Genomic DNA, 14778 nt, shown 5'->3' on the forward strand with positions numbered 1-14778 from the left:
TATGCGTCACGGTTATTTACTGGGCACTCTTTTTCTGGTAGCAGCGACAGCGCATGCTGGCGTTATTATTAACGGCACCCGTCTTGTTTACCAGGGAGACAAAAAGGAATCCTCGCTTGGTCTTTCAAACCCAGATTCAACGGACTATCTGGTACAATCCTGGGTCGATTCCGGCAGTAAAAATCCGGGCAACACCCCCTTTCTGATTACGCCGCCGCTGTTTCGCCTGAATGCGAAAGAAGACAACGTTCTGCGGGTTATTCGCACAGGTGGCAATCTGCCTGAGGATCGTGAATCGCTGTACTGGCTGAATATCAAGGCTATTCCATCCTCAAAACACGTTGAGGGGGTAAATACCCTGCAAATCGCGATCAACACGCGTATTAAATTATTGTATCGCCCATCCTCCGTGAAAGGTAAGCCAGAAGAGGTTGCTGACAAACTGGAATGGCATCGTGAAGGTCACGATCTGGTTGTCAATAACCCGACGCCGTTTTATATGAATTTCCAGAGCGTGATGATTAATGGTCATAAAATCAGTAAAGCGACCTGGGCAGTACCTGAAACGGCAACCCACATGGCTCTGCCCGCCAATACTGACGGTAACACCGTGACCTATTCCATTATTACTGATTACGGCAGCATCAGCCGAACCTGGTCTAAGCCTGTCCATTAAGATAACGGCGCACAGGCAATTAAAATAATCATGTACCGCGATAAAAAGCCGTTTTCCTGCAAATTATTCACACTGCTGCCCCTGCTATGTGGCCTGGCAGTATTCTGTTTTGCGCAGCAAACGCGGGCAGATGATTATTTTAACCCGGCGCTCCTGGATATTGATAATCCCCGACAGGAAAAAACCGATTTATCGGTATATGAAAAAGGTCCAGGACAAGCACCAGGAAAATACCAGGTATCAATCTTTATTGATAATAATAAAGTCGACACCCGCGATGTCACATTTAAATTACAGAAAGATGTTAAGGGCAACCGTTCACTCCAGCCCTGTTTCAGCCTGGATGATTTAAAGAGTCTCGGCATTAAAACGAAGGCGTTTCCGAAGCTCATGGCACAAGGAAAATGTGCAGATTTAAGCGCCATCCCCGCCGCCTCCGCCACGTTTCGCGTGTGCAACCAGCAGCTATTGCTCAGTATTCCTCAGTCAGCGCTGGGCCAGATTCCGCGCGGTTATATCGACCCAAAAACGTTCGATGAAGGCATTACCGCCGGTCTACTGAACTACAGCGCCAACGCCAGTCAGAGCGACGTCCGCCGACAGGGTGAACAGGATAACAGCAGCCAGTATGTCAACCTGCGTCCCGGGTTCAACATCGGCGCCTGGCGCGTGCGCAATTACTCAACCTGGAATCGTAACGTCACGGGCCATGACGAACAGCAGAAATTCTCGTCTGTTTATACCTACGCGCAGCGCGATATCGTGGCGATGAAAAGCGATCTCACGGTAGGGCAAAGCGCCTCTCCGGCGGACGTGTTCGACAGCGTGCCTTATACCGGCATACAACTCAATTCCGACAGCGACATGCTGCCGGATAGCGAAAAAGGCTATGCGCCGATTATCCGTGGCACCGCACACAGTAACGCCCTGGTGATGGTTCGTCAGAACGGCTACGTCATTTATCAGAACACCGTAGCGCCAGGCGCATTTGAAATTAACGATCTCTACCCGACGGGCAGCAGCGGCGACTTGCAGGTCACCGTCAAAGAGACGGACGGCAGCGAAAGCCATTTCGTGGTGCCCTACGCCTCCGTACCCGTGTTGCAGCGTGAAAAAAACCTGCGCTATAGCGTAACTGCCGGTCGCTATCGCGCCTATGACAAAGACGTCGAGCAAACTCCATTTGCTCAGGGGAGCGCAATCTATGGCCTACCTTATGGTTTTACCGCCTATGGCGGCGTACAGCAAAGCCGCCATTACCAGTCGCAGGCGATCGGCACCGGGAAAAACCTGGGGGATTTAGGCGCGTTTTCTGTCGACGTCACGCGGGCCAAAGCATTGCTGAAACAGCAGCAGGCCAGCACAGGGCAGTCATGGCGCGTGCGTTACAGCAAAGATTTTGCAGGCGCCGGCACCAACTTTTCCCTGGCCGGGTATCGCTATAACAGTAAGGGTTTTTACACCCTGGAAGACACAATGGAGTCCTATACCCGCGCCAGCGACTGGTCCGCCCCGCAGCAGCGCCGAGCGCGTACCGAAGCCACTGTCGATCAGACGCTCGGCGAGAGCTGGGGGTCTTTTACGCTGAGTCTGGTCAAAGAGACCTACTGGAGCCAGCGCCAGGATATGACCTCCATGAGCCTCAGCTACAACAACAGCTGGCATGGCGTGAGCTATAGCCTGAGTTACAGCATGAACAAAAACACCAGCGACAGCGATGAAAACGGTGAGTCCGTTACCCATGACAACCAGTTCGCGCTGAGCGTTTCGGTTCCACTCGACCACTGGATGCACAACACCTGGGCGACGTACAACCTGAACAACAGTCAAGACGGCGCCACGCAAAACATTGGCCTTAACGGTACCGCTCTGGCCGAAGACAACCTGAACTGGAATATCCAGGAAGGCGTGAGCAATACCGGAAGCGGCAACTCAACCAGTATGAATGCCGATTACAAAGGAACCTATGGCGAAGTGAGCGGCGGCGTCAGCCAGGACAGCCATCAACGGAGCGTTAATATGGGTCTGCAAGGCGGCGTTGTGGCGCACGCCAACGGCATCACTCTGACGCAACCGCTCGGTGAAACCATCGCGCTGGTGAAAGCACCGGGAACACATGGCACACACATTACCAATCAGACCGGCGTCAAAACCGATTTTCGCGGCTATACCGTTGTGCCATTTGTATCAGCCTACCGCCACAACACGATTGCCCTGGACACAGAAACACTGCCAGACGATGCCGACGTAACCCATGCCGCGCGAATAGTAACCCCAACGCGCGGCGCGGTAGTCCGCGCCAGTTTTAACACCCGCGTGGGCAGCAGGGTTTTAATGATGCTCACGCAAAACGGTAAGCCGTTGCCCTTTGGCGCAACCGTCACCACCGACGATAAAGACAGCGAGTTTATTGTTGGCAACGGCGGTCAGACTTATCTCTCCGGTTTACCTCAGCACGGAACGCTCTTCGTGTCGTGGGGTCAGGATGCCAGCGAACACTGCATCGCAGAGTACACGCTAACGGATGAGAGACATAAAACCAGCATCATTAACGCTGCCGCGCAGTGTCATTGATTCACCATGCAGACTCAACATTATGCAAATGATTAAACAGTGTTTTTTCCTCCTGATTTTGGCCAGCGCAGCCTTGTTTATGCCGCATGCAAAGGCGGCCTGCACAACGCCGGATATGCCCAAAATGATCAACGTGGCATCTGTTTCCGTACCGACGACGCTGGCGATTGGTGAGACCATTCCAGGAACAGAGCAAACCGTACACGTTGCCGGACAGTGCGATCAAAGTATTGATAGCGGTCTGGAAATTGTCTCCTGCTATTACGGAACAGGCGCTGAGATACCAGGCCTGAGAGGGGTGTACGACTCCGGGGTGCCCGGCGTTGGCATCGCGCTGATGAACGAGCAAGGCCAGCGGATCAGCGGCGCAGGCGGCGTACAGTGCGATTCACGCGGCACGCCGATCGGTTATGTATCCAGCGATGGGCAGCAGTCATTTAACTTCAACGTCACGCTTGAACTGGTGAAAACCGGCAGTGACGTGACCTCCGGTACACTGGTGCAGGCGCAAACAGAGTTTGGGATTGGCGTGTTTGGTCACGAAGGTATCGGGAGTCCTAACCACATTGCCTATGCCGGCAATGTGGATCTCGAAACCGTAACCTGCTCCGTGTTACCGAAAAACCTGACCGTCAATCTGGGCGACTTTCCGATCAGTGATTTTATGGGAGTAGGCACCCTCTCGATGCCAGCACAAAATTTTAACGTTACGGTCAATTGTAATTCCACCGTACAGCCTGAAGTGAAGATCACCAGTGCGAATGGCTACGAATCGGGTTTTGCCGGCGTGATGAAACTGACTCAGCAAAGCGGGATGGCGACCGGCGTCGGCGTCAGAATGCTGTTTGATGGCAATATCGCCACCTTCGACAACTACGTCAACACGCAAAGCGAGGCAAAAGCCAACGAAACGCTGGATATTCCGTTCCAGGTCCGCTATGAGCAAATCAGCGACGACGTTACGCCAGGCCCGGCAAATACCGTCGCCACGATTACGCTGGCCTATAAGTGATCGCGATGAAAAAAATTATTTTCTTACTCACCGCAGGTCTGATGACGTATGCCTGCGCAGATGATATCCAGGTGCAAATGGTGGGTAACATCTATGCCAACACCTGCTCCGTGGACTGCGCCAGTAAAGATTTAACCGTCGATTTGGGGCAGGCGTCATCCAGTGATTTCAAAGACGTAGGCGATACCGGCGAATGGAAAGCGTTTTCCCTGAAAGTAACGCATTGCCCAAAAACACTCACGCTGGCCAACGCGTTTTTTTACGGACAGGCCGATAGCGTACACCCGACCAAATTTGCCAACAGCGGCAGCGCGAAAGGGCTTGCGCTGGAGCTGGCCGATCGGCAGGACAATATTCTCATCGCCCCGCAGGCAAGCTTTAACGTGCTGATCAACCAAAGCGATCACACGGCCACTTTCCCGTTAGCCGCCCGCTATTACGCCACGTCCATGCCCGTCAGCGCGGGCTCGTTCGATAGTGTCATACAGGTCACGTTTACCTATCAGTAGGAGAGCGCCCCTTCGCACGGATGCTTTTTTTACGCCCGGCAACCACTTTTGTCGGGCGTTTTTTTACCTCCGGCACTTCCGGGCGTTCAATCGGAAATACCGGGAGCGCATTCAGCAAACGCTGCCCGTAGCTTTTGGTTAACAGACGCTTGTCGTAAATCACCACCTCTCCCCAGCAGCCGTGGCTACGAATCAAACGGCCCACCTGCTGGATCAGGTTAAACGACGCGCTTGGCAGGCTCTGCACTTCAAACGGGTAGCGATTCAGGCTTTTCAGCCACTCGCCTTCGGTGATCACCACCGGGCTGTCGATGGGAGGAAACGCAATCTTGTGAATATGCACCTGAGTCAGCAGGTCGCCTTTCAGATCCAACCCCTCGGCAAAAGATTGCAGGCCAATCAGCACGCTGCGCTCGCCGCTCGCCACCCGCTTACGGTGCAGTTCCACCAGGCGATAGCGCGGCTGATCGCCCTGAACCAGCAGCAAAAGACGCAAATCGGTCACATGCTCCAGAAAGCGCTGCATCGCCCGTCCGCTGGCAAACAAAACCAGCATGCCGTGGTGTTTTTTGCTTTCCAGCGCCTGACGGAAATAGGCCGCCATCTCCGCAATATGCTGCTCTTCGTTATCAATCAACGGTTCATAGCGCATTTGCGGAATGACAATTTTACCCTGTTCCACATGATTAAAGGGGGAGTCCAGCGCCACAAAGCGATCGCCCGCTTTCTCCTTCAGGCCGCTCATCTCCTGCAAGCGTGAGAAGCTGTTAAGCGAACGCAGGGTCGCCGACGTTACAATAATATGCGGCACGCTGCGCCAGAGCAGCCTTTCAAGCTGATCGCTGACGCGAATGCCCACACAGTGGAACCAGACGTGTATCTGCCCATCGCGCGCCTCCCGCGTGGCCCACTTCGAGACCGGCGCACCGGAAGACTGCGCCAGCGACGCCAGCCGCCAGAGCTTGCTTTGCGCCTCAAACATGCCCAGCGCGCGGTTCATCTGCAAAATCACCCGGTGCAGGCGCACAATATCGTGCGAGCCGGTTTTCTCGCTGAGATCGTTAAGGAACAGCTCCGCCAGCCCACGCAGCATTTCCGTCAGCTTCGCCAGTCGCTGGCAGATCGCCATGATCTCATCCGGTAACTCGCCCATCGCAAAGCGGTGCTCAGCGTCCTGCGTCGCGGGCATATACAGATTCAGGATGTTGTTGAGCGAGGCAATCAGCTCGTACAACTCTTCGCAGTGCGCATTCAGGCGCTCAGGATTCGCCAGCGGCGGCGTGGTTTTCGGGCGGAACTGTTCCAGGCAGGTCACCACCAGCTTAGTGAACAGATCCAGTTGCAGGCGATACCAGGGGGCGGAGATCTCAGCGCTCATCTCCAGCGCGTCGCGCGCGACATCCGGCAGATGGTGGCCTTCGTCCAGCACCAGCAGAAGATTTTTCGGCTCCGGCAGCACCGCTTCGCTCTCCATCGCCGCCATCACCAGCGCATGGTTTGCCACCACCACTTCAGCTTCCTGAATTTCCCGTCGGGCGACAAAAAAAGGGCATTCACGGTAGTAATGGCAATTGCGGTTCAGGCAACTGGCTTTATCGGTGCTCAGGCGCTTCCAGAGCGCGTCGTCAATGGCGATATCGGTATGATCGCGCAACCCGTCCCACTTGTAGCTGTCAAGATCGCCCTTTAGCCTGGCGCAGCGCTTTTGCTCTTCCTGGTTATTCGGCGTCAGTTCGTCATCCAGAAACGCGAGCAGATCCTGTTGATTCGGTTCGCTGCTGGCCAGCGCCGCCAGGTTACGCGGGCAAACGTAGCGCCCACGACCAAACGCGGCGGTAAACCGCAAGTCAGGAATGATTTTGCGCAGCAGCGGGAGATCTTTGCTGTAGATCTGATCCTGCAACGCCACGTTGGCGGTGCTCACCACCAGCGTTTTTTGTTCTTCGCGGGCGATGGCAATACCGGGAATAAGGTAAGAGAGGGTTTTCCCGACCCCGGTCGGCGCCTCAATCGCCAGATGACGCCCTTCTTCACCCGCCAGCGTTTTGGCGACATCGGCGATCATCTGCCGCTGCGGCGCACGGGGGATAAAGTCGGGGATCTGCTCCTGAAGCGCCTTATACCAGGCGGCGATTTGCGCTTTAAGCGCAGCGGTCAATGCCATGAGAAAACCTGAAATACTGTATAAACAGCCACTATTGTGGCACTTTCTGGCGCGGGTCGCAAAAAGAAAAGCCCGACCTTTCGGCCGGGCTCGCAATTAATCCGCCAGTCTGCGCGGGCGGCGCGGCGGACGTGGTTTATCGCCGCCTGGCTTACCTTCTCCGCTGCGCGGTTTGGCTTTCGGCGCCCCACCATCATTGCGACGCGGTTGCTGGGCACGGCCTGCTCCGCCCTGTCCCTGACCCTGGCCTCGGCCGCGACCACCGCCGCCACGCTGCTGCTGGCGACCATTCTGAATCGGCTCCGCTTTAATTGACGGGTCCGGTTCATAACCCGGCGTGGTGATGCGCGGGATCTCTTTTTTCAGCAGCTTCTCGATATCGCGTAGCAGTTTGTGTTCATCAACGCAGACCAGCGATAACGCTTCGCCGGTCGCGGCGGCACGACCGGTACGGCCGATACGGTGCACGTAATCTTCCGGGACGTTTGGCAGCTCATAGTTCACCACATGCGGCAGCTCTTCGATATCCAGCCCGCGCGCCGCGATGTCGGTCGCCACCAGGACGCGGATATCGCCGGATTTGAAATCAGCCAGTGCGCGGGTACGCGCGCCCTGAGATTTATTACCGTGGATCGCCGCACTGCGAATGCCGTCTTTATTCAGCTGTTCCGCCAGATGGTTGGCGCCGTGTTTGGTACGGGTAAAGACCAGCACCTGCTGCCAGTTGCCCTTGCCAATCATCTGCGACAACAGTTCGCGCTTGCGTTTTTTATCCACGAAATGAACGTGCTGGGTCACCTGCTCAGAAGCGGTATTACGGCGCGCCACTTCAATTTCCAGCGGGTTATGTAACAGCTTTTCAGCAAGCGCTTTAATGTCATCGGAGAATGTGGCGGAGAACAGCAGGTTCTGGCGCTTCGGCGGCAGTTTTGCCAGCACGCGGCGAATATCGTGGATAAAGCCCATGTCGAGCATACGGTCAGCTTCATCCAGCACCAGAATCTCAATCTGATCCAGCTTCACCGCGTTTTGATGTTCCAGGTCGAGCAAACGCCCCGGCGTTGCCACCAGCACGTCAACGCCGCCGCGCAGTTTCATCATCTGCGGGTTAATGCTGACGCCGCCAAACACGACCAGAGAGCGAATGTTCAGGTATTTACTGTAATCCCGGACGTTTTCGCCAATTTGCGCCGCCAGCTCACGGGTCGGCGTCAGAATCAACGCGCGTACCGGGCGACGGCCCTTCGCGTGCGGCTGCTGCGTGATCAGATGTTGTAACAGCGGCAGCGTAAAACCGGCTGTTTTACCCGTCCCCGTCTGGGCGCTGGCCATCAGGTCGCGGCCTTCCAGCACCGCAGGGATCGCCTGCTGCTGAATAGGGGTAGGTTCACGGTAACCCTGCTCGGCAATCGCGCGCAAAATATCAGGATTCAACCCAAGGGAATCAAAAGACATAACTACTCCGAACCGCCCCGACCGTTACCGGTGTAGTTTTCAGGGAGATACTCACAAGAGGGATGACAAAAACCACAATGTCATGAAGGGGCGGAGTGTAGCAGTTTTTGTGACATACCGCATAAATTATCCCCGTGACTGGAAAAAACAAAATAAACCACCACACTGGACAAGAACAATTATCGGTCATAATCTTAATCAATCGATTGATTAAGAATTGGGTTGCGCGATGAATACCCCAACCATGACGACGAAAGGCGAACAGGCCAAAAGCCAGCTTATCGCCGCTGCGCTGGCGCAGTTTGGCGAATACGGCCTCCATGCCACCACACGCGACATTGCCGCCCAGGCCGGACAAAATATCGCCGCCATCACTTACTACTTTGGCTCCAAAGAGGATTTATACCTCGCCTGCGCCCAGTGGATAGCTGATTTCATCGGCGCCCAGTTTCGCCCTCATGCCGAGGAAGCGGAACGACTGTTCGCCCAGCCGCAGCCCGATCGCGCCGCAATGCGCGAGCTGATCCTGCGCGCCTGCAAAAATATGATCATGCTGTTAACCCAGGACGACACGGTCAACCTGAGCAAATTTATTTCGCGCGAGCAGCTCTCCCCGACGGCGGCTTATCAACGGGTACACGATCAGGTTCTCAACCCCCTTCACACGCATCTGACGCGCCTGATTGCGGGGTATACCGGCCGCGATCCGGGAGATACGCAAACCATTCTCCACACGCACGCGCTGCTGGGCGAAGTGCTGGCCTTCCGCCTGGGAAAAGAAACCATTTTGCTGCGTACCGGCTGGTCAACGTTTGATGAAGAGAAAACAGAACAGATTTACCAGACGATCACCTGTCATATCGATCTCATTCTGCAAGGCTTAACGCAAAGGAGTCAGGAGCAATGAAAAAACCTGTCGTTATCGCACTGGCTGTCGCGGCGCTGGCCGCCGTGCTTGCCGGTGGTACATGGTGGTATCAGAGTCGGCAGGATAACGGGCTGACGCTCTACGGCAATGTGGATATTCGCACCGTCAATATGAGTTTTCGCGTCGGAGGCCGGCTGGCTTCGCTGGCCGTTGACGAAGGCGACGCCATTACGTCCGGGCAGGTATTGGGCGTGCTGGATAAAGCCCCGTACGAGAACGCGTTGATGCAGGCTAAAGCAGGCGTCTCCGTCGCCCAGGCACAGTATGATCTGATGCTCGCGGGGTATCGCGATGAAGAGATAGCCCAGGCCGCTGCCGCCGTAAAACAGGCGCAGGCCGCATTTGACTATGCGCAGAACTTTTATCAGCGCCAGCAGGGATTGTGGAAAAGCCGCACGATCTCCGCCAACGACCTGGAGAACGCCCGCTCATCCCGCGATCAGGCGCAGGCGCAGCTGAAATCCGCACAGGACAAATTGAGCCAGTACCGTACCGGTAACCGCCAGCAGGATATCGCCCAGGCAAAAGCCAGCCTCGAACAGGCGCAGGCGCAGCTGGCGCAGTCAGAACTCGATTTACAGGATACAACGCTGATCGCCCCCTCTGACGGTACGCTGTTAACCCGCGCGGTAGAGCCCGGCAGTATGCTCAACGCAGGCAGCACCGTGCTGACGCTGTCGCTGACTCGTCCGGTATGGGTTCGCGCCTACGTGGATGAACGCAACCTCAGCCAGGCGCAGCCCGGCCGCGAAATTTTACTCTACACCGATGGCCGCCCTGACAAGCCTTACCACGGCAAAATCGGCTTCGTATCGCCGACCGCTGAATTCACCCCGAAAACCGTTGAAACGCCGGATCTGCGCACAGACCTGGTCTATCGACTGCGCATTGTCGTGACTGACGCGGACGATGCGCTGCGCCAGGGAATGCCGGTAACGCTGACGTTCAGCGACGAGGCGCGGCATGAATGACGCCGTCATTACGTTAAACGGCCTGGTGAAGCGCTTCGCCGGAATGGAAAAACCGGCGGTCGCCCCGCTCGACTGTACGATCCACGCCGGTTATGTCACGGGTCTGGTCGGGCCGGATGGCGCAGGCAAAACCACGCTGATGCGGATGCTGGCAGGGCTGCTCAAGCCCGATAGCGGCAGCGCGTCGGTGATCGGGTTCGATCCGATCAAAAACGACAGTGAATTGCATGCGGTACTTGGTTACATGCCGCAAAAATTTGGTCTGTATGAAGATCTGACCGTGATGGAGAATCTCAATCTCTATGCGGATTTACGCAGCGTAACGGGCGAAGAACGGCAAAAAACGTTTGCCCGTCTGCTGGAATTTACCGCCCTCGGCCCCTTCACCAAACGGCTGGCAGGCAAGCTCTCGGGCGGGATGAAACAAAAACTCGGGCTGGCCTGTACGCTGGTCGGCGAGCCGAAAGTGCTGCTGCTTGACGAACCGGGCGTCGGCGTTGACCCCATCTCCCGTCGCGAGCTGTGGCAAATGGTGCATGAACTGGCGGGTGACGGCATGCTTATCCTGTGGAGTACGTCATACCTGGACGAAGCCGAACAGTGTCGCGACGTGCTGCTGATGAACGAAGGAGAGCTGCTGTATCAGGGCGAACCGACTAAGCTAACGCAGACCATGGCAGGACGCAGTTTCTTAATGAGCAGCCCGCAGGAGAATAACCGCAAGCTCCTGCAACGCGCGTTGAAACTGCCGCAGGTCAGCGACGGTATGATTCAGGGGAAATCGGTACGGCTGATCCTGAAAAAAGAGGCTACCGCAGAGGATATCCGCCGGGCCGAAGGGATGCCGGAGATAACGATTAACGACACCACGCCGCGCTTTGAAGATGCCTTTATCGACCTGCTTGGCGGCGCGGGTACGTCGGAGTCTCCGCTCGGCGCGATCCTGCATACCGTTGACGGCACGCCGGGTGAGACGGTCATTGAGGCCAAAGAACTGACCAAAAAATTCGGCGACTTCGCCGCCACCGACCACGTTAACTTCGCCGTTGAGCGCGGAGAAATCTTCGGTCTGCTCGGCCCCAACGGCGCGGGGAAATCCACCACGTTCAAGATGATGTGCGGTTTGCTGGTGCCAACTTCCGGCAAAGCGCTGGTGCTGGATATGGATTTGAAAGTCAGCTCCGGCAAGGCGCGCCAGCATTTAGGGTATATGGCGCAAAAATTTTCCCTGTACGGCAACCTGACGGTAGAGCAAAACCTGCGCTTTTTCTCCGGGGTTTATGGCCTGCGAGGCCGGGCGCAAAACGAAAAAATCACCCGCATGAGCGAAGCCTTCGGCCTGAAAAGCATCGCCTCTCATGCGACGGATGCGCTGCCGCTCGGTTTTAAACAGCGTCTGGCGCTGGCCTGTTCGCTGATGCATGAGCCCGACATTCTGTTTCTCGACGAACCCACCTCCGGCGTCGATCCCCTCACCCGCCGTGAGTTCTGGCTGCACATCAACAGCATGGTAGAAAAAGGGGTCACGGTGATGGTCACCACCCACTTTATGGACGAAGCGGAATACTGCGACCGTATCGGGCTGGTTTATCGCGGCAAGCTGATCGCCAGCGGGACGCCGGACGATCTGAAAGCGCAGGCGGCAGACGACGACACGCCGGACCCGACGATGGAGCAGGCCTTTATCACGCTCATTCACGACTGGGATAAGGAGCATACTCATGAGTAACGCCCTGCTCTCCTGGCGGCGCGTACGCGCGCTGTGCGTGAAAGAGACGCGTCAGATTATCCGCGATCCCAGTAGCTGGCTGATCGCCGTGGTGATCCCGCTGCTGTTGCTGTTTATTTTTGGCTACGGGATTAACCTCGACTCCAGCAAGCTGCGGGTCGGCATTCTGCTCGAACAACAGAGCGAGGAGGCGCTGGATTTCACCCACGCTATGACCGGTTCGCCGTATATCGACGCCACCATCAGCGATAGCCGCCATGAGCTTATTGAGAAAATGCAGGCCGGGCGCATTCGCGGGCTGGTGGTGATCCCTGTCGATTTTGCGCAAAAGATGGCGCGAGAGAATGACACCGCGCCGATACAGGTTATCACCGACGGCAGCGAACCGAACACCGCCAACTTCGTGCAGGGTTACGTGGAGGGGGTCTGGCAGATCTGGCAAATGCAGCGGGCTGAAGATCGTGGGGAGGAATTTGAACCGCTGATCGACGTGCAGACCCGCTACTGGTTTAACCCGGCGGCCATCAGCCAGCACTTTATCATTCCCGGCGCAGTCACCATTATCATGACGGTGATTGGCGCCATTCTCACTTCGCTGGTGGTTGCGCGCGAGTGGGAACGCGGGACGATGGAGGCGCTGCTCTCGACCGAGGTGACGCGCGCAGAGTTGTTGCTGTGCAAACTGATCCCCTACTACTTCCTCGGCATGCTGGCGATGCTGCTGTGTATGCTGGTGTCGGTGTTTATTCTTGGCGTGCCCTGGCGCGGCTCGCTGGTGATTCTGTTTCTTATCACCAGCCTGTTTCTGCTCAGTACGCTGGGAATGGGGCTGCTGATTTCCACCATTACCCGTAACCAGTTTAACGCCGCGCAGGTCGCGCTGAACGCCGCTTTTTTACCGTCGATTATGCTGTCAGGCTTTATTTTTCAGATAGACAGTATGCCTGCCGTCATCCGCGCGGTGACTTACATTATTCCGGCGCGCTATTTCGTCAGCACCCTGCAAAGCCTGTTTCTGGCGGGGAACATCCCCATTGTGTTGATCGTTAATACGTTATTTTTAATCGCTTCGGCAGCCATGTTTATCGGCCTGACGTGGATGAAGACCAAACGCCGGCTGGATTAAATTTTCTGCCTGATGGCGCTTCGCTTATCAGGCCTACGACCACATATTTTGTAGGCCGGATAAGGCGTTTACGCCGCCATCCGGCATGGCATGCATAGGGAGAGAAACATGTTTCATCGCCTGTGGACATTAATCCGCAAAGAGCTGCAATCGCTGTTACGCGAGCCGCAGACCCGCGCGATCCTGATCTTACCGGTGCTGATCCAGGTGCTGCTGTTTCCCTTTGCCGCCACGCTGGAAGTGACCAATGCCACCATTGCCATTTATAACGAAGATAATGGCAAACATGCCGTCGAGCTGACGCAACGGTTCGCGCGCGCCAAAGCGTTTACCCATATCCTGCTGCTGAAAAGCCCGCAGGAAATCCAGCCGACGATCGACACGCAAAAAGCGTTGCTGCTGGTGCGCTTTCCGGCCGATTTTTCCCGTCACCTGGATAACCTCCAGCCCGCGCCGCTACAGCTCATTCTTGATGGCCGTAACTCCAACAGCGCGCAAATCGCCGCCAATTATCTCCAGCAGATCGTCAAGGATTATCAGCAGGAGCTGATAGAGGGCAAACCCAAGCCCAACAACAGTGAGCTGGTGGTGCGCAACTGGTACAACCCGAATCTGGACTATAAGTGGTTTGTGGTGCCGTCCCTGATCGCCATGATCACCACGATAGGCGTCATGATCGTCACCTCGCTCTCCGTTGCCCGCGAGCGTGAACAGGGTACGCTGGATCAACTGCTGGTTTCCCCTCTCACCACCTGGCAAATTTTCATCGGTAAAGCGGTGCCCGCGCTGATTGTCGCCACTTTTCAGGCCACGATCGTACTGGCTATTGGCATCTGGGCGTACCACATCCCCTTTGCCGGTTCGCTGGCGCTGTTCTACTTCACAATGGTGATTTACGGGCTGTCGCTGGTTGGATTTGGCTTGTTAATCTCGTCGCTCTGCTCCACCCAACAGCAGGCTTTCATCGGCGTATTCGTCTTTATGATGCCTGCTATCCTGCTATCGGGATACGTTTCTCCGGTCGAGAACATGCCGGTATGGCTACAAAATCTGACGTGGATAAACCCTATCCGCCATTTTACGGACATCACCAAGCAGATTTATTTGAAAGATGCGAGTCTGAAGATCGTCTGGGGGAGTTTGTGGCCGCTACTGGTGATCACGGCCACAACGGGGTCAGCGGCGTATGCGATGTTTAGACGCAAAGTGATGTAGCTTTTTCTCCTTCGCCAGCAGCGAAACCACAGCAGGCCCGGCAAGGATCGCCAGCCCAGCCAGCGCCAGCAGCAGGTTGTTGTGCAGTACGCGGGACAGCAGCCACAGGGCAATCATCGCGGCGCCGAAATACCAGGTGGTCGTCAGCTCTTCCAGCACATCCGCAACGTCGCGCCAGCGCTGTTCGTGGTGGCGTTGTAACGCCAGCATCAGCAGCACCGTCACGCCATAAAGCACGCATAATCCCAGGCCGACGCGGACTAAAGCGCCGCTCATCCAGCCCATTACCAGCAGCGCCACTACCAGTAAATGCAACATTATCTGCCAGCAACTAAGACCCGTTGCGACACGAACACGTTGTTGCCACCTCATGGCTTTTTCTCCTGAAGGATTTTTATCTAATTATTCAGAGTACCGAA

At 56.0% G+C, this 14778-nt stretch carries 12 protein-coding genes; 9 read left to right on the forward strand and 3 right to left on the reverse strand.

Annotation, left to right across the window (positions count from 1 at the left end; genetic code table 11):
* The first annotated feature begins 1 nt into the window (after position 1).
* Genes OGV79_RS08300 through OGV79_RS08315 form a run of 4 tightly spaced genes read left to right on the forward strand, consistent with a single transcriptional unit; the run spans position 2 to position 4771 of the window.
* Positions 2 to 676 carry a fimbrial biogenesis chaperone gene (locus OGV79_RS08300; RefSeq protein WP_110494511.1) on the forward strand — a complete coding sequence of 225 codons (675 nt, stop codon included), beginning with the start codon at positions 2 to 4 and terminating at the stop codon, positions 674 to 676.
* A gap of 30 nt (positions 677 to 706) precedes the next feature.
* Complete coding sequence (locus OGV79_RS08305) at positions 707 to 3250, forward strand: fimbria/pilus outer membrane usher protein (RefSeq protein ID WP_286468226.1); 2544 nt, start codon at positions 707 to 709, stop codon at positions 3248 to 3250.
* 22 nt (positions 3251 to 3272) lie between these two features.
* Entirely contained in the window at positions 3273 to 4262 is a 990-nt protein-coding gene (locus OGV79_RS08310; protein ID WP_049011137.1) for a fimbrial protein, read from the forward strand.
* A 5-nt stretch (positions 4263 to 4267) separates the two neighbouring features.
* Positions 4268 to 4771 carry a fimbrial protein gene (locus tag OGV79_RS08315; protein ID WP_286468227.1) on the forward strand — a complete coding sequence of 168 codons (504 nt, stop codon included), beginning with the start codon at positions 4268 to 4270 and terminating at the stop codon, positions 4769 to 4771.
* Here the strand turns inward: OGV79_RS08315 and dinG are convergent.
* Together dinG and rhlE are read right to left on the reverse strand one after the other, a co-directional pair.
* The gene (gene dinG / locus OGV79_RS08320; RefSeq protein WP_286468228.1) at positions 4758 to 6935 is read right to left on the reverse strand and encodes an ATP-dependent DNA helicase DinG; all 2178 of its coding nucleotides are present in this window, start codon (positions 6933 to 6935) and stop codon (positions 4758 to 4760) included. The genes OGV79_RS08315 and dinG overlap by 14 nt on opposite strands.
* 96 nt (positions 6936 to 7031) lie before the next feature.
* Positions 7032 to 8390, reverse strand: a complete 1359-nt coding sequence (rhlE, locus tag OGV79_RS08325) for an ATP-dependent RNA helicase RhlE (RefSeq protein ID WP_047457973.1) — start codon at positions 8388 to 8390, stop codon at positions 7032 to 7034.
* A 229-nt stretch (positions 8391 to 8619) separates the two neighbouring features.
* Here rhlE and cecR point away from each other — a divergent pair, with 229 nt between their 5' ends.
* From cecR to OGV79_RS08350, 5 genes are all read left to right on the forward strand, one after another.
* Positions 8620 to 9297 carry a transcriptional regulator CecR gene (cecR, locus tag OGV79_RS08330; protein WP_071259642.1) on the forward strand — a complete coding sequence of 226 codons (678 nt, stop codon included), beginning with the start codon at positions 8620 to 8622 and terminating at the stop codon, positions 9295 to 9297.
* Positions 9294 to 10289, forward strand: a complete 996-nt coding sequence (hlyD, locus tag OGV79_RS08335; RefSeq protein WP_012133181.1) for a secretion protein HlyD — start codon at positions 9294 to 9296, stop codon at positions 10287 to 10289. Before cecR ends, hlyD begins: the two co-directional genes overlap by 4 nt.
* Positions 10282 to 12018, forward strand: coding sequence for an ATP-binding cassette domain-containing protein (locus OGV79_RS08340; RefSeq protein WP_012133182.1), 1737 nt, complete (start codon positions 10282 to 10284; stop codon positions 12016 to 12018). Before hlyD ends, OGV79_RS08340 begins: the two co-directional genes overlap by 8 nt.
* Complete coding sequence (locus OGV79_RS08345; protein WP_012133183.1) at positions 12011 to 13144, forward strand: ABC transporter permease; 1134 nt, start codon at positions 12011 to 12013, stop codon at positions 13142 to 13144. Before OGV79_RS08340 ends, OGV79_RS08345 begins: the two co-directional genes overlap by 8 nt.
* A gap of 108 nt (positions 13145 to 13252) precedes the next feature.
* Positions 13253 to 14359 (forward strand): ABC transporter permease, encoded by a 1107-nt coding sequence (locus OGV79_RS08350; protein ID WP_012133184.1) that lies wholly within the window; start codon positions 13253 to 13255, stop codon positions 14357 to 14359.
* On the opposite strand, the gene OGV79_RS08355 is transcribed toward OGV79_RS08350, so the two are convergent.
* Positions 14321 to 14731 (reverse strand): YbhQ family protein, encoded by a 411-nt coding sequence (locus tag OGV79_RS08355; protein ID WP_024130510.1) that lies wholly within the window; start codon positions 14729 to 14731, stop codon positions 14321 to 14323. The genes OGV79_RS08350 and OGV79_RS08355 overlap by 39 nt on opposite strands.
* Positions 14732 to 14778 lie beyond the last annotated feature (47 nt).

Source organism: Citrobacter sp. CK185 (assembly GCF_030333565.1).
GTDB lineage: Bacteria > Pseudomonadota > Gammaproteobacteria > Enterobacterales > Enterobacteriaceae > Citrobacter_B > Citrobacter_B koseri.